Source organism: Myxococcus sp. MH1 (genome assembly GCF_059738865.1).
In genome coordinates this window covers 465,328-492,233 of the sequence record NZ_AP026947.1, presented here as the reverse complement: position 1 = coordinate 492,233, position 26,906 = coordinate 465,328, and the positions used below count along the sequence as shown (strand labels likewise).

The 26,906-nt window shown below is 72.2% G+C and carries 25 protein-coding genes; 16 read left to right on the top strand and 9 right to left on the bottom strand.

What is annotated here, in order from left to right; translation table 11 throughout:
• The first annotated feature begins 73 nt into the window (after positions 1-73).
• The 6 genes from AC6JA9_RS02000 to AC6JA9_RS01975 all read left to right on the top strand — a co-directional run bounded on the left by AC6JA9_RS02000 (position 74) and on the right by AC6JA9_RS01975 (position 7,538).
• Positions 74-1,540, top strand: coding sequence for a DUF4397 domain-containing protein (locus tag AC6JA9_RS02000; protein WP_497959004.1), 1,467 nt, complete (start codon positions 74-76; stop codon positions 1,538-1,540).
• Positions 1,541-1,651: 111 nt separating this feature from the next.
• On the top strand, positions 1,652-2,872 hold the full coding sequence (locus AC6JA9_RS01995; protein ID WP_223751445.1) for an RCC1 domain-containing protein: 1,221 nt from the start codon (positions 1,652-1,654) through the stop codon (positions 2,870-2,872).
• Between the two features lie 12 nt (positions 2,873-2,884).
• Positions 2,885-3,571 (top strand): RNA polymerase sigma factor, encoded by a 687-nt coding sequence (locus AC6JA9_RS01990; protein WP_141332987.1) that lies wholly within the window; start codon positions 2,885-2,887, stop codon positions 3,569-3,571.
• Positions 3,572-3,587: 16 nt separating this feature from the next.
• Entirely contained in the window at positions 3,588-4,409 is an 822-nt protein-coding gene (locus AC6JA9_RS01985; RefSeq protein WP_408888379.1) for a hypothetical protein, read from the top strand.
• Positions 4,410-4,842: 433 nt separating this feature from the next.
• A complete protein-coding gene (locus AC6JA9_RS01980; protein WP_497959003.1) occupies positions 4,843-6,468 on the top strand; it encodes a caspase family protein in 1,626 nt (541 codons plus the stop codon).
• Positions 6,469-6,608: 140 nt separating this feature from the next.
• Positions 6,609-7,538, top strand: a complete 930-nt coding sequence (locus AC6JA9_RS01975; protein ID WP_483576772.1) for a fatty acid desaturase — start codon at positions 6,609-6,611, stop codon at positions 7,536-7,538.
• 10 nt (positions 7,539-7,548) lie between these two features.
• On the opposite strand, the gene AC6JA9_RS01970 is transcribed toward AC6JA9_RS01975, so the two are convergent.
• Positions 7,549-8,196 (bottom strand): hypothetical protein, encoded by a 648-nt coding sequence (locus tag AC6JA9_RS01970; RefSeq protein WP_223751449.1) that lies wholly within the window; start codon positions 8,194-8,196, stop codon positions 7,549-7,551.
• 266 nt (positions 8,197-8,462) lie between these two features.
• Here AC6JA9_RS01970 and AC6JA9_RS01965 point away from each other — a divergent pair, with 266 nt between their 5' ends.
• Together AC6JA9_RS01965 and AC6JA9_RS01960 are read left to right on the top strand one after the other, a co-directional pair.
• The gene (locus AC6JA9_RS01965; RefSeq protein ID WP_426748436.1) at positions 8,463-9,095 is read left to right on the top strand and encodes a hypothetical protein; all 633 of its coding nucleotides are present in this window, start codon (positions 8,463-8,465) and stop codon (positions 9,093-9,095) included.
• 96 nt (positions 9,096-9,191) lie between these two features.
• Complete coding sequence (locus AC6JA9_RS01960; RefSeq protein WP_408888382.1) at positions 9,192-9,698, top strand: hypothetical protein; 507 nt, start codon at positions 9,192-9,194, stop codon at positions 9,696-9,698.
• A gap of 644 nt (positions 9,699-10,342) precedes the next feature.
• Here AC6JA9_RS01960 and AC6JA9_RS01955 read toward each other — a convergent pair.
• The 3 genes from AC6JA9_RS01955 to AC6JA9_RS01945 form a co-directional block, all read right to left on the bottom strand.
• Positions 10,343-11,245, bottom strand: a complete 903-nt coding sequence (locus AC6JA9_RS01955; protein WP_497959002.1) for an alpha/beta fold hydrolase — start codon at positions 11,243-11,245, stop codon at positions 10,343-10,345.
• Between the two features lie 89 nt (positions 11,246-11,334).
• Positions 11,335-11,934: a TetR/AcrR family transcriptional regulator gene (locus AC6JA9_RS01950; protein WP_046710528.1), complete on the bottom strand. Its 600-nt coding sequence runs from the start codon at positions 11,932-11,934 to the stop codon at positions 11,335-11,337.
• A 55-nt stretch (positions 11,935-11,989) separates the two neighbouring features.
• Positions 11,990-12,445 carry a globin domain-containing protein gene (locus AC6JA9_RS01945; RefSeq protein WP_223751454.1) on the bottom strand — a complete coding sequence of 152 codons (456 nt, stop codon included), beginning with the start codon at positions 12,443-12,445 and terminating at the stop codon, positions 11,990-11,992.
• 177 nt (positions 12,446-12,622) lie between these two features.
• On the opposite strand from AC6JA9_RS01945, the gene AC6JA9_RS01940 reads away from it, so the two are divergent.
• Positions 12,623-14,272, top strand: coding sequence for a hybrid sensor histidine kinase/response regulator (locus tag AC6JA9_RS01940; protein ID WP_497959001.1), 1,650 nt, complete (start codon positions 12,623-12,625; stop codon positions 14,270-14,272).
• Here the strand turns inward: AC6JA9_RS01940 and AC6JA9_RS01935 are convergent.
• Positions 14,269-15,153, bottom strand: coding sequence for a 5'-3' exonuclease (locus AC6JA9_RS01935; RefSeq protein ID WP_223751456.1), 885 nt, complete (start codon positions 15,151-15,153; stop codon positions 14,269-14,271). The genes AC6JA9_RS01940 and AC6JA9_RS01935 overlap by 4 nt on opposite strands.
• A gap of 222 nt (positions 15,154-15,375) precedes the next feature.
• Between AC6JA9_RS01935 and AC6JA9_RS01930 the strand changes: the two genes are divergently transcribed.
• The 4 genes from AC6JA9_RS01930 to AC6JA9_RS01915 all read left to right on the top strand — a co-directional run bounded on the left by AC6JA9_RS01930 (position 15,376) and on the right by AC6JA9_RS01915 (position 18,182).
• Positions 15,376-15,735, top strand: a complete 360-nt coding sequence (locus AC6JA9_RS01930) for a DUF4398 domain-containing protein (protein WP_046710524.1) — start codon at positions 15,376-15,378, stop codon at positions 15,733-15,735.
• 24 nt (positions 15,736-15,759) lie between these two features.
• Entirely contained in the window at positions 15,760-17,046 is a 1,287-nt protein-coding gene (locus AC6JA9_RS01925; protein WP_223782192.1) for an OmpA family protein, read from the top strand.
• 107 nt (positions 17,047-17,153) lie between these two features.
• On the top strand, positions 17,154-17,744 hold the full coding sequence (locus tag AC6JA9_RS01920; RefSeq protein ID WP_267698437.1) for a GNAT family N-acetyltransferase: 591 nt from the start codon (positions 17,154-17,156) through the stop codon (positions 17,742-17,744).
• Between the two features lie 117 nt (positions 17,745-17,861).
• Positions 17,862-18,182 carry a DMT family transporter gene (locus AC6JA9_RS01915; RefSeq protein ID WP_497959000.1) on the top strand — a complete coding sequence of 107 codons (321 nt, stop codon included), beginning with the start codon at positions 17,862-17,864 and terminating at the stop codon, positions 18,180-18,182.
• A 9-nt stretch (positions 18,183-18,191) separates the two neighbouring features.
• Here the strand turns inward: AC6JA9_RS01915 and AC6JA9_RS01910 are convergent, their stop codons facing one another.
• On the bottom strand, positions 18,192-20,267 hold the full coding sequence (locus tag AC6JA9_RS01910) for an alpha/beta hydrolase family protein (RefSeq protein WP_483576760.1): 2,076 nt from the start codon (positions 20,265-20,267) through the stop codon (positions 18,192-18,194).
• A gap of 216 nt (positions 20,268-20,483) precedes the next feature.
• Between AC6JA9_RS01910 and AC6JA9_RS01905 the strand changes: the two genes are divergently transcribed.
• Positions 20,484-21,044, top strand: a complete 561-nt coding sequence (locus AC6JA9_RS01905; protein ID WP_223782189.1) for a sugar O-acetyltransferase — start codon at positions 20,484-20,486, stop codon at positions 21,042-21,044.
• Between the two features lie 6 nt (positions 21,045-21,050).
• Here the strand turns inward: AC6JA9_RS01905 and AC6JA9_RS01900 are convergent, their stop codons facing one another.
• Both AC6JA9_RS01900 and AC6JA9_RS01895 read right to left on the bottom strand, forming a co-directional pair.
• Positions 21,051-21,800, bottom strand: a complete 750-nt coding sequence (locus tag AC6JA9_RS01900; protein ID WP_046710520.1) for a DUF1338 domain-containing protein — start codon at positions 21,798-21,800, stop codon at positions 21,051-21,053.
• A gap of 485 nt (positions 21,801-22,285) precedes the next feature.
• Complete coding sequence (locus AC6JA9_RS01895) at positions 22,286-22,810, bottom strand: hypothetical protein (protein WP_141329688.1); 525 nt, start codon at positions 22,808-22,810, stop codon at positions 22,286-22,288.
• A 165-nt stretch (positions 22,811-22,975) separates the two neighbouring features.
• On the opposite strand from AC6JA9_RS01895, the gene AC6JA9_RS01890 reads away from it, so the two are divergent.
• Entirely contained in the window at positions 22,976-23,488 is a 513-nt protein-coding gene (locus AC6JA9_RS01890) for a GNAT family N-acetyltransferase (protein ID WP_223782188.1), read from the top strand.
• Positions 23,489-24,072: 584 nt separating this feature from the next.
• Here AC6JA9_RS01890 and AC6JA9_RS01885 read toward each other — a convergent pair.
• The gene (locus tag AC6JA9_RS01885) at positions 24,073-25,950 is read right to left on the bottom strand and encodes a DUF7151 family protein (protein WP_497960618.1); all 1,878 of its coding nucleotides are present in this window, start codon (positions 25,948-25,950) and stop codon (positions 24,073-24,075) included.
• Between the two features lie 364 nt (positions 25,951-26,314).
• Here AC6JA9_RS01885 and AC6JA9_RS01880 point away from each other — a divergent pair, with 364 nt between their 5' ends.
• Positions 26,315-26,839, top strand: coding sequence for a phage tail protein (locus tag AC6JA9_RS01880; protein WP_223751463.1), 525 nt, complete (start codon positions 26,315-26,317; stop codon positions 26,837-26,839).
• Positions 26,840-26,906: the final 67 nt, after the last annotated feature.

Below are 26,906 nucleotides of genomic sequence, written 5' to 3'. Positions count from 1 at the left end.
TTCGTAAGGGCCCTCCAACAACGAACAGGCCCTGGCTCCCCCGAGCCCGAAGGCCGCTTCAATGGAGGCGCACATGAAGAGGAACGCCTGGAATCGCCGTGGCATCACCCTGGCGCTGGCCGCCACGCTGTCCGCGCTCGTCGGCTGCGGAGACGACGACGAGACGCCGCCCGACCCGACGCCGTCCACCCAGGCGAAGCTGCGCGTCGTGCACGCGTCGCCGGACGCGCCCGCCGTGGATATCTACGCGGAGGGCAACTCCACGCCACTGTTCACCAACGTGCGTTACGGCGACACCACGTCCTACGCCACGGTGCCGACGGGGACGTACAACATGCAGGTGCGCGCGGCGGGCTCGGCGGCCACGTCCGCGCCCGTCTATTCCACCGGTCCCCTGACGCTGACGAAGGACCAGAGCGTGAGCGCGGTGGCCGCGGGCCTGCTCACCGCCACCGACAGCGCGAGCGGCTTCCGCGTGCTGCCCCTCACCGAGGGCTTCGGCGCGCCCGCGGAGGGCCGTGCGCGCGTGCGAATCGTCCACGCGGGCGCGGACGCGCCCACGGTCGCGCTGGACGTGGGCGACGACGGCAGCTCTGAAATCACCAGCCTGGCGCGCTTCCAGGACACGGGGGCCGCGGGCGTGGAGCTGCCCTCCGGACAGTCGCTCCAGGTGGGCGTGCGCACGACCGACAACCAGAAGGTGACGTCCTTCACCGTGCCCGCCCTGCCCTCGCGCGGCGAGGTGTTCGTCATCGCCACGGGCAGGCTGTCCGAGAAGGCGCACGCGCCCGCGGGCTTCGGGCTGCTCGCCGCGGGCGTCGGGCTGGTCCGCCAGAACCCCGTCGTCTACGCGCTGCACGCCTCGCCGGACGCGCCCTCCGTGGACGTCTTCGTCGGCAACGCGGAGCTGGTGGATGACCTGAACTTCGGCGAGCTGTCCGCGCCCATCCAGGTGCCGCCGGGCAGCTACACCCTGGACTTCTTCGCCAGCGCCTCCGGGAGCACGCGCCCCTCGGGCGCCCCCGCCGCCAGCCGGCCCACGCCCGCGCTGGTCGCCGGTGAGAGCTACCTGGTCCTCGCCTCCGGCTTCCTGAGCCCCGCGGCGGACGACCCGGCGGACTCCACCTTCGAGCTGCTCGCCTTCACGGAGGGCTTCACGCCCGACACCGACAGCCTGCGGCTGCGCGTGGTGCACGCCTCGCCGGACGCGCCCGTGGTGGACGTGTCACCGGTGGAGAACGGCGTCGTCCCGGCCAGCGCCGCCTTCGATGACCTCCCCTACCGGCTGGCCACCTCGGTGGAGGGCCGGGAGCTGCCCGGCGCCCAGCTGCTGGTGGGCGTGGCGGCGGCCAACTCCGCCGACCGCTCGCCGGTGGCGCGGTTCCAGTTGGACACCAGCGCCTTCCTGGGCCGGGGCGTCTTCGCGGTGGCCGCGGGCGCGCTGTCGCCCTCGACGGAGAGCGAGGCGGCCTTCCGGTTGGTGCTGGTGGACACGAGCACCTCGCCCTGGAGCGCGCTCAACGTGCATCCGCAGCCGTAACGCATTTTCCCGCCGTCCGTCTGCGAGGACATCCAGGCCAGCAAGCTGGCGCCGCGCAAGCCTCGTGCCCGCGGCGCCAGTCGTTCGTTCTGCCGTCGGGAGGGAGGCTCCATGAAGCGCCGCGTCGCGCCCATCCTGCTGCTCCTCACCGCGCTGACGGGCGCGTGCCTGGACCCCATCCGGAGCGCTCCGACGGATGCGTGCGAGGAGGACACCGAGGAGTGTCCGGAACCGGACTCCGAGCCGAGGGGCGTGGCGGAAAAAGTCACGGTGGGACGGCAGCACGCGTGCGCGCTGTTGGAGAGCGGCGGCGTGCGGTGCTGGGGCGGCACGGGACTGGTGGGCGACGGCACACGCGCGCTGCGGGCCTCCGCCGTGGCGGTGAAGGGCCTGTCCACCGGCGTGCTCGGTATCTCCGCGGGCGCGGACCACACCTGCGCGGTGCTGGAGGGCGGCACCGTGCGCTGCTGGGGAGACAACACGTCGGGGCAGCTGGGTCAGGCCTCGCTGTCGTCGTCGCTGGAGCCCCTGGATGTCGGCGGCGTGGGCTCCAACGTGCTGACGGTCGCCTCGGGTGAAGCGCACACCTGCGCGCTGCACGCGGGGGGACAGGTGACGTGCTGGGGCGACAACTCACGACTCCAATTGGGCGCGTCGGAGGTGAGCGAGCGGAGCTATACGCCCGTCGAGGTGCGGGGCCTGCCCGCGAACCTCACGGTGCTCGCGGCGGGCGCGTACCACACCTGCGCGGCCACCACGGCGGGCGAGGCGTGGTGCTGGGGCGACAACGCCTACGGCGAGCTGGGAGATGGGCTCGCGGGCGTGGGACTGAAGTCGCCGCCCGTCCGGGCGCGGAGCCTGGCCCTGCCCGTGAGGGCGCTGACGGCGGGCAAGGGACACACCTGCGCGCGCGTGGGCGACGGGGCGGTGGAGTGCTGGGGCTTCAATGCCTCGGGAGCGCTGGGGGATGACACCGCGCTCGACAGCACGGTGCCGGTGCGCCCGGTGGGGCTGACGGCGGACATGCGCCAGGTGCGCGCGGGCACGGGCTTCACCTGCGCGCTGAGCGCCGAGGGACGGGTGCGCTGCTGGGGCCTGAACGAGGCCGGGCAGCTCGGCGACGGGACGCGGGTGCATCGCGCGGCGCCGGTGGACGTGTCGGGCCTGGCGAACGAGGTGGTGGACCTGGGCACGGGTGTGACGAGCACGTGCACGGTGCTGAGGGATGGGCGCGTGCAGTGCTGGGGCGCCAACGCCGCCGGGCAGCTGGGTGACGGGACACAGACGGAGCGCGCCGGGCCCGTCGAGGTCCAGGGGCTCGAGGCCCCTTGAGGGGAGGACGGCATGTCACTGTTGAGGGACGACCCGCGGTTGCTGCAGGCCTTCCGCCGAGGAGAACCGGAGGCGCTCGCGCGCGTCTATCGGGCCTACTCCGCGCACGTGGCGCGGTTCCTGTCGCGCACGTACGTGTCCCACGGGCCTGGGGGCCTGGGACGCGTGGGTCCGTTGGATTTGGAGGCCGCGCACCAGGAGACCTTCGTGCGCGCCTTCCGTGAGCAGGCGCGGCTGGCGTACGACGGCGTGCGTCCGTATTCGACGTGGCTCAACGCGGTGGCGAAGCAGGCGGCGGTGGACGTGCTGCGCTCGGCGGGCCGCATCGCGCGCGAGGCGGTGGCGCTGGATGACACGCCGATGGCGGAGCGGCTGGCGAGCACGTCGCCCTCTCCCGAGGACCGGGCGCTCGAGGGGGAGCTGCGGGAGCTGGTGAGGCGCTTCCTCGCGGGGCTGGACGAGGGGACGCGGAGGTTGGCGGACCTGCGCTTCGTGCAGGGGTTGTCCCAGGAGCGCGCGGGGCTGCTGTTGGGGTGGTCCCGACAGGAGCTGAGGACGCGCGAGATGAAGCTGCGGCGCGCGATGACGGCGTTCCTCGTGGAGGAGGGATGGCTGGTGGCGGAGTCGCCCGATGGGCTGCCTTCCGCCGCGGCCACGGCCGCGATGGTGGCCCTGCTCTTCCCCCTCTTCGTGCCCTGACGAGAGTGAGTTGCCCATGGCCTTGTTCACTCCCCACGTGGACCGACAGCTCGTCCACCTCGCCAACGACGGCACCCTGCCTCCGCGACAGTGGAGCCGGGTGCTGAGTCATGCGCGAGGCTGCGAGCGCTGTGGCGCCCGCTATGCACAGGTGATGAACCTGCGTCGCGTGTTCGCGCGGGACACCGTCACCGAGCCGACCCCGGGAGAGCTGGAGCGGCTGTCCACACACGGCCTGCAGGCGGTGCTGGGGGCGCTGGAGCGGCGTGAGGCCTCGGAGTCCTTCGACGGGACGAAGGGGCCGTGGGCGCGCGTGGTCGAGTGGGTGCGCGGAGCGTGGGACATGCCGACGCTCGGGCACGTGGGCACGGCGTGGGTGCTGGCGCTGATGGTGTCCGCCGGGGTGCTGTGGATGGGCGTGCCTGAAGACACGGGAGAGTGGGCGGCGCGCGGCGAGGGCCCCGGCACCGCGGTGCTGCGGCTGTTCTGCGTGCCGTCGGACGCGGAGCTGCGTGAAGTGCGCGGACAGGGCACGTGTCCTTCGGGAGCGTCCCTCGCGTTCGCGGCGGGCGTGCGGGCGCCGTACACGCATGTCGCGGTGGTGGTGCGCACGCAGCAGGGCTCGCGCGTGGAGGGGCCGTTCGAGGTGAAGGCGGCTCCGGGCGCGGAGGCCGCGCTGGACATCACGCCACGGCTGCCCGCGTCGGGCGAGGTGGAGCTCACCGCGGTCTTCGCGTCGAGCGCGAGCGTCGCGCTCTCGGCCGCGCGCGGAGAGACGGTGCAAGGCGAAGTGGTCCAGGTGCGGCACAGGGTTCGAGTGGGGGGCGGCAAGCCATGACGCACTGGATGGAAGGGGAGCGTGGAGGCGCGCACGAAGGGCCCGGGAGGGAGTCGCCGTGCGCGAGGCGGCTCGGGGCATCGCGGCGCATGCGGGAGTCTCGGCGCGGGAGATGGCGCGAAGCATCGCGCCCCCTCCATGAGTGCACCGTCACATCGCAGCGCGTGACGCGCACCTCAGGCCGCATCGAGGTGTGGCAACTCGAAGCCTCATCCATCCAAGAGCGCATCGACACGGAACGAATCGGCGCGTCGAGCTGCGTGACGCGCACTCCATGCAGCATGGTGATTCGCTCCCTCTCCAGGTCCCGGGGGCTGCGATGAGTCGAGAGCGCTACGCACTCCTCGGGCGGTCATGGGCGCTGCTGCTCCTGTGCACGGCGACGATGAGCGCCGCGCAGGCCGAGAATCCGGCCTCGCCGGAGCCGTCTCCCGTGCGACGCGCCTTGGTGGTCGCATACAACGGCAGCGACACCCCGGGCATGCCGCCGCTGCGCTACGCGGATGACGACGGCGTGCGCTGGGCCGAGACGCTGCGCCGGCTCGGCGTGGACGTGGTCCTGCTCACCGTCCCCGACGCCGAGACCGCCCAGGCCGAGCGCGAGCGGCTGACCGACGCCCGCCTCCCCACGCTCACGGTGCTCGATGAGACCGTGGACCAGCTCGCGCGTCGCAACGCCGAGGACCGCGCCGCCGGGCGCGCCGTGGACTTCCTCTTCATCTACGTGGGCCATGGCCGCACCGGCGAGTCGGGCCGCGCCTACCTCACGCTCGCCGACGGACAGCTGGACCAGGAGGGCCTCTACTCGCGCGTGGTGGAGAAGCTCGACGCGGACTACGTGCACCTGCTCGTCGACGCGTGCCACGCGGCGGGCGTCGTCGGCAGCCGCGGCGGAGACCCGCTCGTGCTGCGCAGGCTGCGACGCGCGCTGGAACAGGAGCAGCTCGCCGGCCACCCCCGCGTGGGCGCCATCTTCGCGGAGAGCACCGAGGGCGAGACTCACGAATGGTCCCGCATCCGCGCGGGCGTCTTCAGTCACGCGGCGCGCTCGGCGCTGCTCGGCGGCGCGGACGTCAACGGCGATGGTCGCGTCGAGTACAGCGAACTGGACGCCTTCGTCGCCGCCGCCATCCGCGGCGTGAAGTCCCCCCAGGCCCGGCTCGCGGTGCGCACCTTCCCTCCCGCCCTCAGCCCCTCGCGCGCGCTCGTCGGCCCCGCCCCGGACGGCCCTCGCCTCGACCTCCCCCCAGCCCCCCGAGGCGCACGCATCTCCGTGGAGGACACCTCCGGCGTGCGTCTCGTGGACGCGCACCAGGCGGCGGGAGAGCCCCTGACGCTCGCGTTGCCGGAGCGCGCGGCGTACTGGCTGCGCACCCCCGGCGGCGAGGCGCGCGTGCGTCGCTCGGACCTCAGGTCCGGAGAGCTCCCGCCCTCCTCGCCACCCGAGGTCGCCTCTCGCGGCGCCGCCGAGGAGAGCCTCCTCCAGGGACTCTTCGCCCTGCCCTTCGGCCGCGACTTCTACGAGGGCTATGTCGCCTCCACCGGCGTGCCCGCCGTCGACTTCTCCACCGCCCTCTCTCCCGGCGAACCCTCCGGCGTCCCGCGCTCACTGGGCCTCGAGGTCGGACTCACCCTGGGCACGCCACCCCTGGGAGGACGCGGCGTCGCTCGCGGCCTCGCCCTGTCCTGGCGCGCCCCCGGCCCGGGCCTCACCCGATTCGGCGCGCGCGCCACCTACGCGCTGGCACCCGACGCCTGGGCGGACGACGCCACGCTCCAGCGCATGTCCGTGCTCGCGATGGCGGGCCTGGGAGGACGCGGCACCCTGGCCCCCTTCGCCGAGGTGGGCGCTGGCTGGCTGATGACCGTGGTGGACCGACCAGGCCGCCGCGAAGGTGACGCCCTGGGCCTCTCCGCGCGCGCCGCCGCGGGCCTGCGCTGGAAGACGGGTGACTTCGCGCTGAGGGGCACCCTGGGGCTGGACTGGGACTCGGTCCGCGTGGACGGACAACGGCGGGGACGGTGGATACCCGGCGTCGAGTTGGGCCTGGAGCGCTGAGCCACCGCCGTCCACCCGGTGCACGGCCGCTGTGAACGGCGTTGACAGTCCTGCCCGCTCGGCCGCCCAAGCCCCTGGAATCAGGCCCGCCCCGCGCTGGCAGGGCGCTTGCGATGGCCCCCTCCCGAAAGGGACGGGCCATGGACACGAGCGACACACGGTGGGGCGAGGCGCGGTGGGACACGGGGAAGCTCGTCCGGTGGAGCGTCCTCCACGTGGCGGCCCTGCTCGGCGGCGCGCGGTACCTGGAGTGGAGCGCCGTGGCGGTGTGGGCCGCACTCACGGGCCTGACGATGTGCCTGGGCGTCTCGGTGGGCATCCACCGCGGCCTCATCCACCGGGCCTTCCGCGCGCCGCTCGCGGTGGAGCGCGCGCTCGGACTGCTGGGCACCCTGGCGGGCCTGGGCGGCGTCATCGCGATGAGCCGCATGCACCACCTGCGCGACTTCCATCAGAACCAGCCGGAGGCGGACTGCCCCGAGTACTTCGGCTACCGCGACGGCTTCCTGAGCGCGATGAGCCACGCCCTCTTCCGCACGTGGCACCCGAAGAGGCCCACCGCCGCGGCCCCGGTGGAGCCCGCGGTGGCGGACGACGCCTTCTTCCTCGCGCTGGAGCGCTGGGGCCTGTGGCTCCAGGTGCCGCTGGCGCTCGGGCTGTACGCGCTCGGCGGCCCCGCGTGGGTGGCGTGGGGCGTGTTCGTGCGACTGGCGCTCACGCAGGACGGCTTCTGGTTCGTCCACTACGTGAGCCACGTCGAGGGCGAGCAGCCCTACGAGCTGCCCGGCTGCGCGGAGCAGGGCCGCAACGCGGGCTGGCTCGCCTTCGTCAGCATGGGGGAGTCGTGGCACAACAACCACCACGCGTGGCCGCGCTCGGCGCGGATGGGCCTCGGCTGGCGCCAGCCGGACCCGGGATGGTGGATGGTGCGAGGGCTCGCCGCGCTGGGGCTGGTGCACGACGTCAAGACGCCCGCCAACCTCCCGCCGCGCCCCGGCGTGAAGGAGCACCCCGCGCCCCCACGCGGACAGGGCCCCTGCCCCCGAGGCGCGCACGGCGCCGCGCTGTAGCGCCACCGTGTCAGAAGGCCCAGCCCAGGGACACTTGCAGTCGCTCATCGAAGGTCCAGCTCCGCCCCTTCGTGGTGCTGCTCACCTCGCCGCTTGGCAGCACCGGCTGACGGCTCTCATACCGGTCCGAGGAATGACGTGCACCCACGCCGACCCCCGCCTGCACCGCGAGCCCCTGTCCCAGGATGGCGGTGTAGCCCACCAGGGCCGCGCCCCCGAGCTGCAGGGAGCGGATGCTGCTCTCATTGCCCTCGTCCTCGACGACGAACTGCTCGTACTCGCGCCACTGGTGGATGACCTCCAGCTGCGGTGACACCCAGAGCCCCTCGGGCGCCGTCCCGGACAGGAAGAACCGGGCGCGCGGCACGACGCCCAGCTGGAAGAGGGAGTCCCTCGTCTCCAGTCGCTGCTCCGTCCGCTCCAGGTCCCTGCTGCCATTCGAGACATGGAATCCGACGAGCAGCCCCAACCCCACGCTGACGCGCGGGGCCACCACCCGCTCCCCCTCCAACACCAGCTGTCCCCAGTCCGTGGGATTGACGGCGAGCCCCAGCACCGTCTTGCGAGGCACGGCCTCGGTCGACCCGGTGCTCGACGAATCGGCATGGGCGACGGCGGACGACAGCAACACCAGACACAGCGACGACATGACGCTCATGTGCGGAACTCCCCCTGTGCATGCAACACCCCGGGAGGGTCCTCCCTGGGCATCACGCGCCCACTGCAACGCGCGTGCACAACCCATTTCGAGAGGGAGCCGCGCTCGACGAGGACCGACGCCGAGGACAACCTGTCAGCACTCCGCGTTCCAGGGCCGGACATGCTGACAGCGATTCCGGGATTCGACGCAAGGCATTGCGCAGGAAACCCGCGGCCAGGGTTCTTCCCCGCGTTGACTCTCTCGTATGGGAATGGAGCCCTTCGATGTCGCGTTCGCGTGTGCTGTGGGTGGTGGGGTTGTTGGCGCTTGGCGCGTGTGGGGGTGAGGACCGCGAGCCCCAGGAGGAGCCGGGGAACAGGCCGCCGCCGGGCGGGTCCAATCCTCCCGTCACATATCAGCGCTCCAACGTGACGGGCACCTACGCCGTCACGGGCACGCTGCAGAGCAACGCTCCGGACGGGAGCGGGCACAACATCGCCAACCTCCGGGACTCCATCACCGTCTCGGAGAACACGAGTGGTCTCAACCTGCTGAGCATCAACATCGCCAGCATGAGCTGCGGCGGCGGCATCCGCGCGGCGATGAACGGGGAGCGCACGTTCGACGTCAGCGGGGGCACGTGCCCGGTGGACGTGGAGTCGGGCTGCACCGCGAGCATGAAGGTCAACAACGGGAGCGGCAGCCGTGACGCGGGCGGCGCCTTCCAGCTCGAACTGCGCGGCGAAGTCTCGATGACGTGCGGGCCGGTCTCCAGCCGCCGGATGTTCGTCATGAGACTGGCGGGCACGTCCTCCGGGCTGTCCGCCCCGGACACGACGTTCGAGAAGCTGTCGCTCGGGACGAGCATCTCCGACACGTTGGAGCTGCTGTCGACGGAAACCGGACACACGCCGTGACACGGACGGACGACGCGCCGTCGCCGTGAATTGCGTGACCGAGACGTCGTAAGAATACTCCGGCCCCAGGATTCCAGTCGGGAGCGGAGGATGTCGATGATGCGGATGCGCGTGGTGACGGCGGCGCTGTTGCTGGGGCTCGGAGCGTGTGGCGGAGGTGACGACGGCGGCGACGACGGCGGGACGGTGGACCATCGCCCCAACGTGACGGGCGCCTACGCCAGCACGGGGACGATGACCCTGGTCATCTTCGGCCAGTCGCAGACCAATGACTTCTCGGACACGATTCGCATCGCCGCGAGCGCGGGCTCCAACAAGTCGGCCCTGAACCTGCGCTCGGATGCCTTCGAGTGCGGAGACGGCTTCCCGGGCACCATGACCGGGGAGCGCGCGTTCTCCGTCCAGCAGACCGAGTGCCAGGTCCACCTGGACGAGCAGAACTGCGACGGGACGTTGACGGTGCGCTCGGGCACCGGCAACCGGGACGAGGCGGGCATGCTCCACCTCTCCATGAAGGGCGACTTCTCCTCGCGCAACTGCGCCCCCATCCCCGTCACCGGCCAGTTCACCATGGAGCTGACCGGCAACCGCACCGGCGAGTAGCCCTTGTGCCACCGCGCGCCCCGACGAGCTTCCGGGGCGCGCGTGGAGCCACGTGGCCAGGTTGCGCTGCCAGGAGTCCTTGGCGCGCTCCTCCGCCGCGTCCCCTGCCAGCCCTCGCCCACCCGCACCGCCGCCGCCACCACGGGCACCAACGCCCACGGCGCCAGCCGCCACGCCTCGCGCACGAGCCCCCTGGGGCGCAGCTTCTCCAGCAGGCTCACCGAGTCCGCCGCGCGTCGTCCGCTCAGCCGCACCGCGAGCGCCTGGGCGATGCCCAGCCGCTGCCGCATGCCTCCTGAACACTCCTTCACCTCGCGCTTCGCCGCGAACGTGAGGTCCAACCGCTCGAGCAGCTCCGCGCACACCTTGGCGGACGATGTCCACGCCCTCCAGCGTCACCTCACCCGACGTGGGCTCCAGCAGGCCGAACATCCCGAGCGGAATCTCCAGGTCCACGCCACGCAGCGCGGACACCGGCCCCGGATACACCTTCACCCGCATGCGAGGGAGAGCATCGCTCCCTCCACGCAGACGACCTCCCGCCATTTCCCCGCCCTGAGGCGAACCGCGACGACGAAGGTCTTCATCTGAAAGGCAATCGGCTGGCGTTGAATCCCCGCTCGGCCCGAAAGCCAGACATCACCTCACGGCGCCGAGCGCACCAGCCGCAATGGCACTCGCGCGCCCGTGGCCGCCGAGGCCGCCAGCATGGGCACCTCCGGCGACAGCGTCTCCGGCTTGCCGTGCGTGAGGAACTCCACCGCCGGCGCCACCACCTCCGGCGCGTACAGGATGCGGTGGTGCCCCAGCCCCTGAGTGCGCGTCAGCCTCGCGCCCGGCCACGCCCGCGCCACCGCCTCCCCCGCGACGAGCGGCACCTCCCGGTCCCCCACGTCGTGGAACACGTGCAGCGGCACCTGCCCCAGCAGCGGCACGAAGTTCGGCAGCGCCAGGTCCTTGAGCCGCACGTGGAAGCGCCGCTCGATGCGCTCCTCCATCCGCATCCACACCCCGTCCGTCAGCCCGAAGGCGCGCGCGAAGGCCTGGATGCCCCCACGCGGGTCCGCCGGCGGCGACACGAACACCGCGCGCCCCACCTTCAGCCCGTCCCGCATCGCCACCGCCGTGGCCGCCGCCCCCAGCGAGTGCGCCACCACCGCGTACGGCCCCCCCGTCGCCCTCGCCACGTCCGCCACCACCTCCGCCATCTCCGGCAGCGAGCTGGTCCGCCCCGACGAGCGCCCATGCCCCGGCGCGTCGTACGTCACCACCGAGAACCCCGCCGCCACCAACGGGTCCACGAACGCCGTGAGCTGCCCGCCGTACCCACTCCACCCATGCACCAGCAGCACCCGCGGCCCCTCGCCCCAGCTCCACACCGCCACCTCCTCGCCACCGAGCGTCAGCATCCTCGGCTGCCCCCGCGCCAGCACCGCCTCCGCCGTCCGGGAGCGGTGCGGCCGCCACGGCGTGCGGAACCGCTCGTCCGCCCACGCCGCCGTCAGGCCGGGCGCCACCGTCCCCGCCCCCAACGCCGCCGCACGCATTCCCCACTTCGCCAGTTTAACGCGAACGTTCGTGCTATTTTCCGCCATGACGAGGTCCTCCTCGGAGGGACACAGAGCCTTTGAAGAAGTCAGGAGCCCGTGGGACGGGCGGCGCGCAGCAGGGCCTCGAAGCCGCGGCGGGCCCAGGTCTCCGCGCGGGGCTCCTTCAGGAGCCGGGCGGCGTGGTGGAAGCCCAACAGCAGGGCGTTCTCGTCGTGGGCGAACTGCTCCACGTCCACGTCCTTGTGGAAGTGCCCCTCGGCCACGGCGATGCGCGCGGCCTGGGCCAGGCAGTCCATCCAGTCGCGCTGCGTCTGCACCAGCCTGTCGCGCGCGGGGCCCGGGGCGTCATCCAGCTCCGTCGCCGCCGCCACGAAGATGCACCCGCCCTCCGGCACCAGCTCCCGCTCCCACGTCAGCCAGTTCTCGAAGAGCGCCCGCACCCGGGGCTCGCCGCGCGGCTGCATCAGCGCCGGACGGATGACCCGCTCGGTGAACAGCGCCGTGGCCGCCTCGAGGATCTCCACCTGGAGCGACGTCTTGGAACGGAAGTGCGCGAACAGGCCGCTCTTGGAGAGCTGCAGCTCCTCCGCCAGCCCGCCGATGCTCAGCCCCTGCAGGCCCACCCGGCTGGCGAGCTGGATGGCCCGCTCGAGAATCGCCTGATGGGTGAGCTCGCCCTTGCGCATGGCGCCTTTCTAAACGCCCGTGCTTTTTTCCGCAAGTCGACGGCGATGCGGAGGCTCAGCCCTCGGTGTTGCGCAGGAAGTCGGCCACCTGGGCGAAGCGCTCGTCCAGGAAGCGGCGCAGGCCGCCCGTCACGCCCCGGGCATCCATGGCGCGCTGCATGGCCCGAAGCCAGGCATCCCGCATGGACAAATCCACCGGCACATGGCCATGGCGCATGCGCAGCCGCGGATGCCCATGGCGCTCCGCGTAATGCTGGGGTCCTCCCAGCCAACCCATGAGGAACAGGCCGAAGCGCTCACGCGTGCCAGGGTTCACCCGGCCTTCGGCATCCAGTTCGTGCAGCTTCGCCAGGGCGGGCTCGTGGGCATCCATCGCGTCATAGAACGCGCCCGCCAGCGCCATCGCCGCGTCCGCGCCGCCCAGGCGCTGGTACGGCGTGTCCTCCAGCGAGGGAACCCAGTCATCCGAGGCAGGAGCGTTGAGCTCCAAGGGCTTCAAATCAACAGACATGACTTCCTTCAACGGCACGCGGGGCCCGGCGGCTTCCCTCTCGTACTGCTCGTCACGAGCGCTCGCACCGCCGCCATCAGAGGTGTCGAGCGGGCGACAGGTTGGCAGTCCCGCCGTGCGTTGCCCATCGAAGAATTGACCGAGGCGAGAATCGATTGCTAGAGCCTCGCTCCACCCGTGCCCCCCACCGACCCCCGCCTGCCGGACCCGATGCAGGCCGCGCCCCTGGTGTGGGTGCTCGACGACAGCGCCGGAGAGACGGAGGCCATCCTCCGCGCGCTCACGCCCATCTGCCAGGTGGTGACCTTCACGGATGGCGCCGCGCTGCTGGAGGCGCTGGGTCAGGGCCGCACGCCGGACGTGCTCGTGCTGGACTGGTACCTGCCAGGGATGACGGGCCTGGAGGTGTGCCGCTTCGTGCGCCAGGGCTCCACCACCGCGCTGCTGCCGGTGTTGCTGCTCACCGTCAACACCCGCGCGGCCGACGTGGTGGAGGCGATGGCCGCGGGCGCCAATGACTATGTCTTCAAGCCCTTCCGCCCGCTGGAGCTCCAGGCGCGCGTCACGGCCCTGGCCAGCCACGAGCGCAAGCGGCGCCAGCAATTGGAGGACGAGCGCGCGCGGCGGCTGCTCGCGGAGGGCACGCTGACGGAGATGCAGGCGGCCGAGGAGCGCGCGTGGCGCAGCGAGCTGCGCTTCCGGCTGGCCGCCCGGGCCACGCGGGACGCCGTCTGGGAATGGGACCCGCGCACGGGCGCGGTGGATTGGACGAGCGGCCTGCACGAGCAGTTCGGCTATGCCTCCTCCCTCATCCGGGACACGCGTGCCTGGTGGGAGGAGCGGCTGCACCCCGAGGACCGCGAGCGCGTGGTGCGAGGCCTGCGCCTGGCGGTGTCCAGCCAGAGCCACGAGTGGCAGGAGAACTACCGCTTCCAGCGCGGCGACGGCACCTGGGCGCACGTGGTGGACCGCTGCCACATCGTCCGCGACACCGAGGGCATCGCGGTGCAGGTCGTCGGCGCCATGCAGGACGTCACCGAGATGCAGCAGACGGAGTCGGAGCGCCTGCGCCTGCTCGCGGAGGTGCACGCCCAGGCGGACTTCGAGCGGCAGCTCATCGGCATCGTCAGCCACGACTTGCGCAACCCCCTGGGGGCCATCACGCTGGCGGCGTCGCTGCTGGCGCAGACGCCGGACGCGGACGAGCGGCAGCAGCGCAACGTGCAGCGCATCCAGCGCGCGGCGGACCGGGCCACGCGGATGATTCGCGACCTGCTCGACTTCACGCGCGCGCGCCAGGGCCGGGGCCTGCCGGTGTACCCGAGGCTGATGGACCTGCACGAGGTGGTGCACGCGGCGCTGGACGAGTTGCAGGTGGCGTGGCCGGACCGGCGCATCCTCTCCGAGTACACGGGCAACGGCGTGGGCCAGTGGGACCCGGACCGCGTGGCGCAGGTGCTCGGCAACCTGGTGGGCAACGCCATGCAGTACAGCGCGCCGGACACGGTGGTGCGCGTCGTCGCGCGGGGCGAGGACTCGGGCGGCGTGGTGCTGGAGGTCCACAACCAGGGCCTGCCCATCCCCCTGGAGCTCAAGTCGCGCATCTTCGAGCCGCTCGAGCGCGGCCTGGAGCGGCCCGAGGACCGGGGCATGCGCAGCATCGGCCTGGGGCTCTACATCGTGCGCAGCATCGTCGTGGCGCACGGCGGGACGGTGGACGTGCGCTCCACGCAGGACGACGGCACCACCTTCACCGTGCGCCTGCCGCGACAGGCGCCCGTCGCCCTCGTGCCCCAGGACGACCAGGGCGACAAGGCCGCGGGCTAGTCCACCCAGCGCTTCGGTCGGCGCTTGAGCGTGGTGACGCCCAGCCTGTCGCAGAGCGCCTCGAACCGCTGGCGAGGCACGCCCGCCCAGGCCACGTCCGCGAGCGTCTTCGTCCCGGGCAGCGGCGCGTCCTCCACCAGCGTGGCGAGCTTGCGGTACAACAGCGCGTCCTCACGGTGGGCGCGCAGCGTGGCGGCCAGCTTGTCCGCGCCGCGCGGCCGCACGGACCAGGTGGAGGCGTCGTCCGGAATCGCCTCCAGCCGGCCATACGCGGACACGAGCGCGGACGCGCCCTTCTCCCCGAAGCCGTCCAGCCCGGGGATTCCGTCGGCGACATCGCCCATCAGCGCCAGGAGGTCCGGCACGCTCGTGGGCGGCACGCCCAGCTTCGCGCGCACCGCGTCCTCGTCCAGCACCTTCTCCTGTCGCCGGTCCACCTGCACCACGCGCTGGCCGCGCACGCACTGGCCCAGGTCCTTGTCCGGCGTGCAGATGCGCACCTGCTCCACCTCGCCGCCAAAGCGCGCCGCCGCCGTGGCCAGCGCGTCGTCCGCCTCGTGCTCCTTCATGGACCACACGCGCACGCCCAGCGACGCCACCGCCTCCTCGGCCAGGTCGAACTGCGCGCGCAGCTCCGGCGGCACGCCCTCGTCCCCCTTGTAGTCGGCGAACAGCCTGTTGCGGAACGAGCGGATGGGGTTGTCGAACGCCACCGCCACGTGCGTCACCGCCTCGTCCGCGTCGTGCAGCAGCATGAGCAGCGACGACATCAACCCCACCGTCGCCTTCACGTCCTGGCCATCCGGCGCGGCGTGGCCCGGCCGGGGCGAGAAGTGGGCGCGGTACAGCTCATACGTGCCATCCACCAGGTGCAGACGCATAGGCCCCACGTCCTATCGCTTGCGACGACGGGCGGCCAGCGCGCGCTGCGGCACCGTCACGCGGCTTGGCGAGCGCAACCCCTGCCCGCCCCACCCCGGGGATGCCCGGTCCCTCCCCATGCGGCCTGTGCCCTCGTGGATTGCCGCGCTGTCGGCCCGAGCACACTTCTGGACCTGGGGCGCGACACCCGCGCTCCGTGGACCGACGGCTGGAGGTAGACCGTGCGCCCGAAGCTGCTTGCCGCGATGCTGTGCGCCACCCTGTTGGGGTGCGCCAGTCAGAGCGTGAAACCCACCTCGAACACCCGACGGACGGAGGCGGTGGCCTCCATGCGCGCCGCGGAAGGAGCCGGCGCAGCGCGCATCCCGGAAGCCGCGCGCCATCTGGAGTTCGCCCGCCAGCAAGTCAACCATGGCGAGCAGCTGCTGATGGACGATGACGCGGAAGGCGCGGAGCTGAGCTTCATGCAGGCGGACGCGGACGCGGACCTCGCGCTGGCGCTCGCACGCGCGCTGCCCATGGAGCAGCAGGCGAAGAGAACCACCCAGCAGGCCGAAGCGCTGCGGCGCGGCCTGCAGTGAGCCCCAGTCCGGGAGGAGACCGTCATGGCAGGCAGCAAACATGGTTGGAAGGCCCTCGTCGGAGCCTCGGCGCTCCTCGTGGCGGGGAGCGCGAGCGCGGCCGCGCCGAAGGAGCTGGTGGAGGCCCGCGCCGCCTATCAACAGCTCGCGGCGAGTCCGCAGGGGCGTGAGCGTCCCCGCGACGTGGCCGAGGCCCGCGACGCCCTGCGCGCCGCCGAGCGCGAGTACCAGCGCGACGAGAAGTCCCAGCGCACGCGGGTGCTCTCCTACGTGGCCCTGCGCAAGGCGGAGACGGCGGGCGCCTGGGGCATGGCGGACATCGCCGCGCGCCAGCAGGCCCAGGCGGAGGTCGCGCTGAACCAGGCCCAGGCGCTCCAGGAGCAGCAGCGCCTGGCGCAGGCCCGTCAGCAGGAGGGCGAGCTGCGGCTGTCCGAGGAGGCCGCGCGGCGTCAGCAGGTGGAGCAGGAGGCGCAGCAACTGCGCGCCCAGAACGAGGAGCTGCAGCGACAGGCGCAGCTGCTCCAGGGCCAGCAGCAGACGCAGAGCCAGGCGGACCAGCAGGCCGCGCAGCAATTGGAGGCGGAGCGTCAGGCGCGCGTGGAGGCCGAGCGACAGGCGGCCGAGGCCATCTCCAAGCTGGACCGGGCCAACAAGGACCTGAAGGTCCGCGAGGAGGCGCGAGGCACGGTGCTGACGTTGTCGGGCAGCGTGCTCTTCGCGTCCGGTGCCTCGGACCTGCTGCCGGTGGCGCGTGACAGGCTGGCGGACGTGGCCCAGGTGCTGAAGGAAGGGGACCGGCCGCTGCTCATCGAGGGACACACGGACTCGCAGGGCTCCGACGCCCTCAACGAGCGGCTGTCCTATCAGCGCGCCGAGCGGGTGAAGGAGTTCCTCATCAACCAGGGCGTGCCCGCCAACCGCATCGAGGCGCGCGGCATGGGTGAGTACCGGCCGGTGGCCTCCAACTCCACCGCCGAGGGCCGCGCGAACAACCGCCGCGTGGAGATCATCCTGGAGCGCGGAGGCTCGCGCGCCGTCGGCGGCAGCGGCCAGGAGCAGCCCGGCACGGGCGGCTCCTCGAGCGGCGGCGAACAACAGCAGCCTGGCACCGGCGGCTCCTCGAGCGGCGACGAGCAGCAGCAGGCGCCGGAGTCGGGCGCGGTGCATGACGAGGATTTGGGGGACGTCCAGCAGCCCGGCACGGGCGGCTCGGGCGACACCTCGGAGAGTGGCGGCCAGCAGGACACGTCCGACGACCACCACCAGTTCCATGGCTCGGGCGACGGTGCGAGTCAGGACGTGCGGCAGTAACGCCTCACCGCTCCCGCTCGGAGAAGACGCTCCGGGCGGGAGCTTTCTTTTCCGGGGGCGTGCGGGACAGCGCGTGGCGCGTTAGCTTCCGCGGCCGCCGACACGCCATGGACTCCGACAAGCCCATCGTCCTGCTCACCACCGAGCGCCTGCGCATCACCCAGCTCCCTCCGGACGGGGCCGCGCGCGTCGTCGCCTACCACGAGGCCAACCGCGAACACCTGGGCCTGGTGTCCCCCTCGCGGCCCGGCAACTTCTACACGCTGACGTACTGGCGCACGCGGCTGGCACAGGACCTGGAGGACGCGCGCTTCGACCGCTCCCTGCGCCTCGTCGTGCTGCCTCGCGACGCGCCGCCCTCCTCCGCGCCCGTCATCGGCAACATCTCGCTCGCGCACATCCGCCGAGGGCCCTTGCAGGCCACGGACCTGGGCTACGGGCTGGACCATCGCCACGAGGGCAAGGGCTTGATGACGGAGGCCCTGCGCGCCGTCTGCGCCCACGCGTTCCACGGCATGGGCCTGCACCGCATCCAGGCCAACCACCTGCCGGAGAACCTGCGCAGCGCGGCGGTGCTGCGCCGGCTGGGCTTCGTGGTGGAGGGCTACGCCCGCGACTTCCTGGAGATCAACGGCCGCTGGAGGGACCACGTGCTCACCTCCCTCGTCGCCCCCGAGGACAGGCCCGCCGCCCGCTAGCCCCCCCTCGCGAGACATTCGTCCGCGTCCACCGACCCACGGTCCCAGCCGGAGCGAGGACCCGCTGGCGACGTGGCCCCGGAGCGGCTACGGACAGCAGGGATTGGAGGTCGGCACATGGCGTATCTCTTCCTGCTCGGGGCCATCGCCTTCGAGGTGGCCGCGACGAGCCTGATGAAGTCCACCGAGGGCTTCACCCGGCCGTGGCCCACCGTGGCGTGTCTCACCGGCTACGGCGTGGCCTTCGCGCTGCTCTCGCAGGCGGTGAAGCAGGTGCCCATCGGCGTCGCGTACGCGATGTGGTCCGGGCTGGGCACCGCGGCCATCGTCGTCATCGGCGTCACCTTCCTCGGCGAGGCCATCAACCTCACCAAGGTGGCCGGCATCCTGCTCATCATCGGCGGCGTCGTGCTGCTCAACCTGCGCGGCGCCCACTGAAGCACCGTCTCAGCGGGGCAGGAGCGACGTCCTCGCCGCGCCACCGGCCGAGCCGGAGGGCAGGTGCGCGTCCATCCACTCCACCGTGCGCCGCATCCGGTCCACCACGTGCTCGGGTTTGCGCAGGGTGTGGCCCTCGTCCGCGTAGACCACGAGCTGCGTCTTCACGCCCAGCTCCTTCAGCGCGCGGTGGAACTCGTGCCCTTGCGTCACGGGCACCTCCAGGTCCCGCTCGCCGTGCAGCACCAGCGTGGGCGTGCGCGCCAGCTTCACGGAGTTGATGGGGGAGCTGCGCGTGTAGATTTCCGGCTCGTCGTACAGGGACGCGCCGAAGTACGGCTTCATCCACGCGTCGATGCGGTTGGTGCCGTAGTAGCTCTGCCAGTTGGAGATGCCCGCGCCCGCCACCGCCGCGCGGAAGCGCTGCGTCTGCGTCACCGCCCACATCGCCATGAAGCCGCCGTAGCTCCACCCCGTCACGCCCAGCCGTGCGGGGTCCACCGGCGCGCGCGCCAGCACCGCGTCCACGCCGGACAGGATGTCGCGCAAGTCTCCAAAGCCGAAGTCGCGCCGGTTGGCCTGCGCGAACTGCGCCCCCTGGCCGAAGCTGCCCCGGTAGTTGGGCAGGAACACGTAGTAGCCGCGCGCGGTGAACATCAGCACGTCCGGACGGAAGCCCGGCACGACGCCCGCCGCGGGCCCGCCGTGCACCATCGTCACCATGGGCGCCCGCACACCGGGGGGCGGCATCATCGACGGAGGCGGCGCCACCAGCCAGCCCTGCACCTCCGCCCCGTCGCTCTTCCACGTCAAATCCCTCGCCTCGCCCACCAGCGCGCGCAGGTCCTCCTCGCGCCGCGTGACGCGCTCCCACTCCCCCACCGGCCCCACCCAGAGGTTCTGCGCCCTGGAGAACGACTCGCGCACCACCGCGCTCACCTTGCCGTCGCGCGACAGCGACAGCCCCACCTGACCGCGCGCGCTGATGCGCTCGGCCCCCTTCCACAGCACGCGCGGCTCACCCTGCTGCGTCGGGTCCACCGTGGCCACCGCCGACTCGCCCCGCACCTGCGCGCCGAACACCAGCGAGCGCGACGACACCCACTCGAGCGACATCGCCGTCGCCTTCATCCCCGCCGTGAGGTTGCGCGCCTTGCCACCGTCCAGCGGCACCAGCATCACGTCCCCGCCGTTGGAGCCGTGGTCGCTCATCAGCCCCTCGATGACGGCCACCTGCTTGCCGTCGGGGCTCCAGGTCGGCTCGGTGAGCTGCCACTTCGGCGCGTACAGCACACGCGAGCGCGCGCTCGCCGTCTCCACCACGTGCAGCTTCGCCAGCCACCAGCTCGCGTCCCCCGGCGGCGGCGCGCCGGTGTACGCCAGCCGCGCCGCGTCCGGGCTCCACGCGAACTCGTAGACGAAGGTCTGCTCCGGCGTGACGAAGCGGTGCGAGCCCTCCGCCACCGACACCACCGCCACCCGCTGCACCGGATGCGACTCGCGCACCACGCCCGTCTCTCGCGCGCCGGGACCGCGGGGCCCCAGGGCCTGCGCCGCGCCCTCGCCCTGCATCACCAGCACCCCCACCGACGCGCCGTCCGGCGACCACCGGGGCGAGGCGATGGGGCTCTCGAAGGACGTCAGCTTCGTCGCGACGCCCTCCTTCAAATCCGCCACGTACACCTGCGTCCTGCCGCGCTGGTGCCCGTCCGACAGGAACAGCAGCCGCCGCCCCGCCGGGCTCCACTGGATGGAGGACTCGTCGCACGTCTTGCCCTCGGGACAGGCGCTCACCAGCAGCGCCTTCGGCTCGCGCGCGCCCAGCTCCATCGCCTGGATGAGCGTGCCGCCCGTCGCCGCCACCTCCACCCACGCCAGCCACTCGCCGTCCGGAGACACTGCCACCTGCTTGAAGCGCGTGGTGCGTCCCATCACACCCAGCAGGCTCTCCACCGACGGCTTGCTCGACTTCGCCGCGCCCCCTCGCGGGACGCTCACCGCCAGGTCGAACGCGGACGGCGCGGGCGCCGACTCCTGCGCGCCGACGGGCGCCGCGAATCCCAGCACGGCGGCCAGGGCCAGCATTCTCGCCACCATCCGAATCAACACGTCCCCCCACGGGTCAGGAAGAGGGCACCAGACTACATGAGTGGGACGGCGCTTCGCGCCCATTCCCAGCCCCGCCGCATTCGTTGGACCTCGGAAATTTGGGCGTGCGAGCACAATCCCTCACGTCCATCCCCCAACGAAGCACCGGACATCTTCCGCGTCGCGCCGGCGCGGGCGTGGACACTGCCGGCCATGGCACGGACCGAGATGGAGAAGATGCTGGCCGGCGAGCTGTACAACGGCTGGGACGCGCAGCTCACGGCGGCGCGCTCACGGGCGCGGCGGCTCTTGCGCGCCTACAACGACACGCTCATGGAGGACGAGGACCTGCGCAAGCAGCTGCTCGGACAGCTGCTGGGACAGGTGGGCGAGGGCGTCTACCTGGAGCCGCCGTTCCACTGCGACTACGGCACCTTCATCCAGCTGGGCAAGCGCGTGTACATGAACTTCCAGTGCGTCATCCTGGATTGCAACCGGGTGACGATTGGAGACGACGTGTCCTTCGGCCCCAACGTGCACATCTACGCGGCCACGCACCCGCTCGACGCGGACGAGCGCATCAAGGGCCCGGAGCTGTCCAAGCCCGTCACCATCGGCGCGAAGACGTGGGTGGGCGGCGGCACCATCATCCTCCCCGGCATCACCGTCGGGGAGGGCGTCACGCTGGGCGCCGGCAGCGTGGTGACGAAGGACGTGCCGCCCCATGTCCTCGCCGCGGGCAACCCCGCCCGCGTCATCCGCGCGCTGCGCTGACGGACTTCAGCGCTTCGTCATGTCGAACAGCGCGCGCGCCTGCGGACCCAGGAAGCCGTCGAAGTCCGGCGCGCGCTGCGCAATCTCGAAGTACGCGTAGGGCCAGGGGCGACGGCCTCCCTCGCGCAGGGCCACCGACAGCGGGGCCGCCTGGGTGGCCGTCTGCCTCAGCGACGTGCCCGGCGCGCCCTCGATGTCCGCCTTCATGGGCACGCCCGCCTCCCGCATGCGGTGCTGCCACGCCTCCACGTCATCCACGGAGCCGGTGAAGTGGTTCACCTTGCGGCCGAAGGCGAGCAGCCAGGCGCCGTACTGCGACTCCTTCTCCAGCTCCAGCAGCGCGGCCTCCGACGGCGGCGGCGGCGAGCAGAACCACGACGCCAGCGCGTCCACGTCCTCGGGCGGGGGCGGGTCGTCCGGCAGCGTGGCGAGCAGCTCCCGGGCGCGCGGCGACAGCTCCTCCGACTTCAGCTCGGAGATGAAGACGCGCGGCAGCCCCTCCGGGTGCGACAGGTAGATGGCGGACAGGTGCGCGTCGGGGAACGTGTACGCCCCCGCCGGCTTCCAGCCCAGCCGCTCGAAGGGACGCGAGAACAGCGCGATGCCTCCGCCGGGCCGGGCCAGCGAGCGCAGCGCGACGTGGTCATTGCGGAAGCTGCCCCCGGAGAGCTGCACGAAGGTGCGCGCGTACGGCACCTCCGAGGCATAACGCTCCCAGAGGAGGTCCAACAGTCGGGTGGCCTGTGAGGTCGACATGGCGGAACAGTCTAATCCGCCAGGAAAAGTGCGGCGGCGCGCGGCCCCGAGCCCTTGGAGGGGATTTCGTTCGGAGACGCGCGCCGCGCGCTAGAGACTCGCCTTGGAGTTTCGAGTCTCTGTGTCCTTGTCCTTGGTATGCATTGACTTCCGTACCGGCCCGCTCCGCACCACTTGAAGTCGTGCGGCCAAATAGGGTGTGACGTTGGAAAACGCCAGCGCGACGCAAGAGTGAGCATCAAAGTCCCATTGCGCCAGCCTGTAGCCCCACTAATTGACACAATTGTGAACGTAAAGTTTCGTCCCCGCTGTGCCCGCACCGCCGGATTGAAACGAAAACCCCCGAGCGAGCCCGCGTGCGCACCACCTTCCGAGAAGGAGAGCGGCGCGGATGACCTCGTCCCCTCTCGATTTCTCGCCGCTCGGAAGGCACATGGCGGCCTGCCCTCGGGGTTGACGCGCCGCTCCATGCGGCGTGGAGCAGGTCAGTGGAGGTGCTCGGGGTACATGGGCAGGCCGTGGAAGAAGCGGCGGCCGGACTCGAAGCGGCGGTGGAAAGAGACGCGGTCCTCCACGTAGAGGCGGGCCATGTCCTCCTCGCCGTAGGCGCGGAAGAAGGCGGCGCGAGCCTCGTCGCAGGCGCCCTCGTACTCGGCGAGCAGGGCCTCCCAGTCCTCGGGGGGCGGCTCGTCGGCGTCGTGCCACACGCCGTCCTCCATGCCGTACTCGCGCTCCATCAGGTCCAGCTCCAGCGCGAGCCGCTGGACGCGCGGCACCTCCGTCAGCGCCTCGTCCGCCATGGCGGTGAGGATGTGGGCCACCAGGAAGAAGCCGGCGTCCGGCGGTACGACGCCCTCCTCGCGCGCGGCGCGAAAGGCCACCAGCAGCTGCGCGTCCATCGCGTCGTCCCCGAGCTCCAGGAGCCGGGCGGCGAGTCCACGCCACTTCTCCTCTGTCTCGCGGGCCTCCTGGAGGGCCCGGCTCAGCTCGGGGTCTCGGGTCTTCTTCATCGCGTACTCCTATCGGGAATGCACCGAAGCTCTCATCCAGGTCTGACGTCCGGCCCCTCGCCTCGCGGACGTGGGGGGCCGGGGGTTGCTTCAATCCGCGTCGTCGGTTGGACGCGGGCGCCTGGCGGCGTGTCGGGTGGTGGACGCCCGGGTGTCCGCGCGTCCATGCTGCCCGGCACCGTGCCGCTCACCTCGCGTCCCCGCGCTCCCTCCGACGACGGCTTCCTCTTCGACCTGTACGCCAGCACGCGTGCGGGCGAGCTGGCGACGTGGGGTTGGACACCCGCGCAGCGCGAGGCGTTCCTGCGCATGCAGTGGTTGGCGCGCGGGCGCGACTGGGCCGTGCGCCATCCGACGGCCGAGGACCGGGTGGTGTTGGTGGCGGGTCAGCCCGCCGGCAGGCTGCTGGTGGACCGAGGTGCGCGGGAGTGGCGATTGGTGGAGATCGCCCTGCTTCCCTCCCACCAGGGCGGTGGACTGGGGACACGGCTCTTGCGTGAGCTGTTGGACGCGGCCACCGAGGCCCGGGTGCCCGTGCGGCTGCACGTGCTGCACGACAGTCCCGCGCGCGAGCTGTACGCCCGGCTGGGCTTCCAGGAGGAGCCGTCCTCACAGCCCCCGGACGCGGGGCCGCCGTATGTCGCCATGCAGTGGAGTCCCGCGCCGCGCGCGGGGTGAGGGCCAGGAGGGCCGTCTCGGGGGAAACGCGCCATGCCTCGAAGGACGAACGGGCCTCGCGCCGATTGCGCGCGAGGCAGCCCGTGTCCTTGAGGCAACGGACCGCCTCGCCTTCGTGGCCCGCGTGATTACCGCGGCCCCCTCCGACACGAAGGCGAGTCGTTCCGCCCGGCTTCAGACCGCATCCACCGCGACGCCGCGTCATGGGCTCCGTGAGGAGCCGCGCGGCGCGCGCCGGGATGCACCGCCGCCCGGAGGTGGGCCGACCTTCCGGGGTGCAACCTCCGCGGGCGACACGAGGCACCCGCACACGAGGGCCGGGCGTCCTGTCGCTTCCGCGAAGTCCTGCCGAGGCGAAGCCCGCTCGGGCCGCCTCACCGTCAGCATGAACCGCGTGGCTCCGCGCGCCGCCGCGCGGTCCTCGTTTCCCCGATGAGACCTCGGAGGATGCCGCGCGCCACCGCCGGTCCGGAGGGACCGACGATGGCCGCGACCCACGACCCTCGATGAGACCTCGCGGGAGGAGGCCGCGCACCACCGCCGGTCCGGAGGGACCGACGATGGCCGCAATCGACTCCCTCGAATCAGAGGAAGAGGTTCTCCGGGGTCGGCACCACCGTCTGGATGACGTAGCCATCCGCGCCCGCGCCGGGCTGGGTGGGGGCCGTGATGTTTCCGACACCACCCGAGCCGCCCGCGCCGCCCATGGCGCCACCACCACCGCCCGCCTGGATGACCTGGCTGGTGCCAGTGGGAAGCGCCGTCGTCCCAGCCGCGCCGCCGGTGACGACGAGGCCGCCAGTGATGGTGGGCGCAACGGAGGAGACGACCTGGATGATGCCGCCGCCACCACCGCCGCCGCCGCCCTTGCCCGCGCCGCCCAGGTTGTTGCCGTTCACGCCGGGGCCGCCCTGCGCGCGGACGAAGCCCTGCACGACCACGCCGGCCTTGCCGAGGATGACCACCACGCCACCCGCCCCGCCACCGGCGCCGGGGGTGTTGTCGAGCACATTGCCACCCGACGCGCCCGAGGCATTGATGACGCCCGAGCCCTGGATGCGCACGGTGCCCTGGGACAGGATGACCAGCGAGCCACCGCCGCCGCCGAACGGACCCGCCACGGTGCGCGCGCCCGAGCCGCCGCCCTTGTTGCCGGGTCGCAACAGCTGCGCCGCGTGGACGGGCGACACGCCGAGCCCACCCGAGGGCTCACCCGCCGGAGCGCGGGACAGGCCCGAATCCGCCCCGCCCGGGCCCGTGTCCAACGAGCCTGGGTCGACGATGATGGTGCCGCTGATGGTGACGTCGCCCGTGGCCCGGATGACGGTGCCGCTCGGGACGATGAGCGTGCCGGAGACGTTCACGGTGGTGAACTGCATGTGGTGCCGTCCCGCGAGGGTGGAGAACCCGCTCACCGTGGTCAGGTCGACCGTGTTCGAGACGGTGTACGCACCGGCCGAGCCATCACCGAACACCCCCGTCGAGCCCGCCGGCCCCTGAGGACCCGTGGCGCCCGTGGCACCCGTCGCGCCCGTGGCTCCCACGGGGCCCTGCGCGCCCGTGGCGCCGGTGGCACCCGTCGCGCCCGTCGCGCCAGGCACCCCCTGCGGCCCCTGGGCTCCGTTGCACACGTAGCGCGTCAGCGCCGCGTTGACCTCGCCCGCGTCCAGCACGCCGTTGCCGTTGGCGTCCTGGCCGAACTGCAGCCGCACGCCGCCCGTCGCGCAGTTGGCTCCAGCAGCCTCCGCGGCCGTGGCCGCGACCGAGTGGATGCCCGCGGCGCCCTGCGGCCCCGTCTCGCCGCGCAGGCCCTGCGGCCCCTGCTCGCCGCGCAGGCCCTGCTCGCCGCGCGGGCCCTGCTCGCCCTGGGGACCCGTCTCACCTCGCGGGCCCACCGGGCCCACCGCGCCGGTGTCACCGCGAGGCCCCTGCTCCCCCCGGGGACCCACCTCGCCTTGAGGACCCACGGGGCCCTGCGCGCCCGTCTCACCCCGCGCGCCCTGCGGACCCTGGGGGCCGTTGCACACGTAGCTGGTGGCATCCACCTCGGCTTCGTCCAGCGTCCCATCGCTGTCGTCGTCGACGCCGGTGTCGATTCTCACGCCGCCCGTCGCGCAGTTGGCGCCAGCGTCCTCCACGGACGTGCGGGCCAGGGAGCGCTTGCCCTCGGGCCCTTGAGGACCGGCGGGACCACCCGCGGGGCCCTCTGGCCCCTGCGGACCCTGCGGACCCACGGGGCCGACAGCGCCCGTGTCACCCTTCGGTCCAACGTCCCCCTGCGCGCCCGCGGGACCCTGTGCCCCCGCGGGTCCCTGCTCACCGGCAGGCCCCGCGGGTCCTTGCGGTCCCTGCGGCCCCTGGGGCCCCTGCTGACCTTCGTCACAGCCGGTCAGCGACAGCAGCGCCACCACGGGTAGAGCCGTCAGCCACCGCGACCAGGTCGCGGCGCCTTGCCATTTCATCTGAGCCATTGATGCGTCTCCCCTCTTGTCGAACCTCGGCGCGCGAGCCAGAGCAAGTCACGAGCCAGGATGGATTATCGAGCCGTTCGCCACCGACCCACCAGGGCAGGCGTGCTTGTGATTCGAATCCCGTCCGTCAAAGAACGACCGTTCGCGTTCCCTCGGGACGCGGCGCCGTCACACCGGAACGCATGACGCACGCGGACGGGAAATCCCTTCGTGGGCGCCCCTCCTCGTGAAGCAGGGACCGACACACGGCCCTGATTCGTTCCCGACCCAGGAGGAAGGGCTGGCCGATGCTTTGCTCTGGTGTGTGTGACGCGTACTCATTGGCGCGTGAAACACACACACGAAAGGTGTACCCATGTCCGAGCCATACATTGGTGAGATCCGCATGTTCGCGGGCAACTTCGCGCCGCGCGGTTGGGCCTTCTGCCAGGGGCAGATCCTCGCCATCGCGCAGAACACCGCGCTGTTCTCGATTCTGGGCACGACGTATGGCGGCAACGGGCAGACGACGTTCGCGCTGCCGGACCTGCGCGGTCGCTATCCGATGCAGCCGGGCCAGGGGCCGGGGCTGTCGCCGCGGACGCTCGGCGAGCAGGGCGGCAGCGAGACGGTGACGCTGATTTCGAACCAGATGCCGCAGCACACCCACAGCCTCAACGTCAGCTCGCAGCAGGGTGACACGGAGACGCCGGTGGGCACGGTGCTCGCGGCGGACAACAACGGCACCATCTTCAACTACCGCGCGGCGCCCATCGACGGGACCATGAACCCGGCGGCCATCGGCATCGCGGGCGGCAGCCAGCCCCACAACAACATGTCGCCGTTCCTCTGCCTCAACTTCATCATCGCGCTGGAAGGCATCTTCCCCTCGCGCAACTGACGCATCCCGCGTCACGGCCAGGCGCGTTCCCCTCACGCGCCAGCTGTCGACCCGTGGACAGGCCTCG

Excerpts from the sequence above, each read along its gene's own strand:
- AC6JA9_RS02000 (WP_497959004.1), top strand. The coding sequence starts at position 74 with ATGAAGAGGAACGCCTGGAATCGCCGTGGCATCACCCTGGCGCTGGCC.
- AC6JA9_RS01995 (WP_223751445.1), top strand. The coding sequence starts at position 1,652 with ATGAAGCGCCGCGTCGCGCCCATCCTGCTGCTCCTCACCGCGCTGACG.
- AC6JA9_RS01990 (WP_141332987.1), top strand. The coding sequence starts at position 2,885 with ATGTCACTGTTGAGGGACGACCCGCGGTTGCTGCAGGCCTTCCGCCGA.
- AC6JA9_RS01985 (WP_408888379.1), top strand. The coding sequence starts at position 3,588 with ATGGCCTTGTTCACTCCCCACGTGGACCGACAGCTCGTCCACCTCGCC.
- AC6JA9_RS01975 (WP_483576772.1), top strand. The coding sequence starts at position 6,609 with ATGGACACGAGCGACACACGGTGGGGCGAGGCGCGGTGGGACACGGGG.
- AC6JA9_RS01970 (WP_223751449.1), bottom strand. The coding sequence starts at position 8,196 with ATGAGCGTCATGTCGTCGCTGTGTCTGGTGTTGCTGTCGTCCGCCGTC.
- AC6JA9_RS01965 (WP_426748436.1), top strand. The coding sequence starts at position 8,463 with ATGTCGCGTTCGCGTGTGCTGTGGGTGGTGGGGTTGTTGGCGCTTGGC.
- AC6JA9_RS01960 (WP_408888382.1), top strand. The coding sequence starts at position 9,192 with ATGATGCGGATGCGCGTGGTGACGGCGGCGCTGTTGCTGGGGCTCGGA.
- AC6JA9_RS01955 (WP_497959002.1), bottom strand. The coding sequence starts at position 11,245 with ATGCGTGCGGCGGCGTTGGGGGCGGGGACGGTGGCGCCCGGCCTGACG.
- AC6JA9_RS01950 (WP_046710528.1), bottom strand. The coding sequence starts at position 11,934 with ATGCGCAAGGGCGAGCTCACCCATCAGGCGATTCTCGAGCGGGCCATC.
- AC6JA9_RS01945 (WP_223751454.1), bottom strand. The coding sequence starts at position 12,445 with ATGTCTGTTGATTTGAAGCCCTTGGAGCTCAACGCTCCTGCCTCGGAT.
- AC6JA9_RS01935 (WP_223751456.1), bottom strand. The coding sequence starts at position 15,153 with ATGCGTCTGCACCTGGTGGATGGCACGTATGAGCTGTACCGCGCCCAC.
- AC6JA9_RS01925 (WP_223782192.1), top strand. The coding sequence starts at position 15,760 with ATGGCAGGCAGCAAACATGGTTGGAAGGCCCTCGTCGGAGCCTCGGCG.
- AC6JA9_RS01920 (WP_267698437.1), top strand. The coding sequence starts at position 17,154 with ATGGACTCCGACAAGCCCATCGTCCTGCTCACCACCGAGCGCCTGCGC.
- AC6JA9_RS01915 (WP_497959000.1), top strand. The coding sequence starts at position 17,862 with ATGGCGTATCTCTTCCTGCTCGGGGCCATCGCCTTCGAGGTGGCCGCG.
- AC6JA9_RS01910 (WP_483576760.1), bottom strand. The coding sequence starts at position 20,267 with ATGCTGGCCCTGGCCGCCGTGCTGGGATTCGCGGCGCCCGTCGGCGCG.
- AC6JA9_RS01905 (WP_223782189.1), top strand. The coding sequence starts at position 20,484 with ATGGCACGGACCGAGATGGAGAAGATGCTGGCCGGCGAGCTGTACAAC.
- AC6JA9_RS01900 (WP_046710520.1), bottom strand. The coding sequence starts at position 21,800 with ATGTCGACCTCACAGGCCACCCGACTGTTGGACCTCCTCTGGGAGCGT.
- AC6JA9_RS01895 (WP_141329688.1), bottom strand. The coding sequence starts at position 22,810 with ATGAAGAAGACCCGAGACCCCGAGCTGAGCCGGGCCCTCCAGGAGGCC.
- AC6JA9_RS01890 (WP_223782188.1), top strand. The coding sequence starts at position 22,976 with ATGCTGCCCGGCACCGTGCCGCTCACCTCGCGTCCCCGCGCTCCCTCC.
- AC6JA9_RS01885 (WP_497960618.1), bottom strand. The coding sequence starts at position 25,950 with ATGAAATGGCAAGGCGCCGCGACCTGGTCGCGGTGGCTGACGGCTCTA.
- AC6JA9_RS01880 (WP_223751463.1), top strand. The coding sequence starts at position 26,315 with ATGTCCGAGCCATACATTGGTGAGATCCGCATGTTCGCGGGCAACTTC.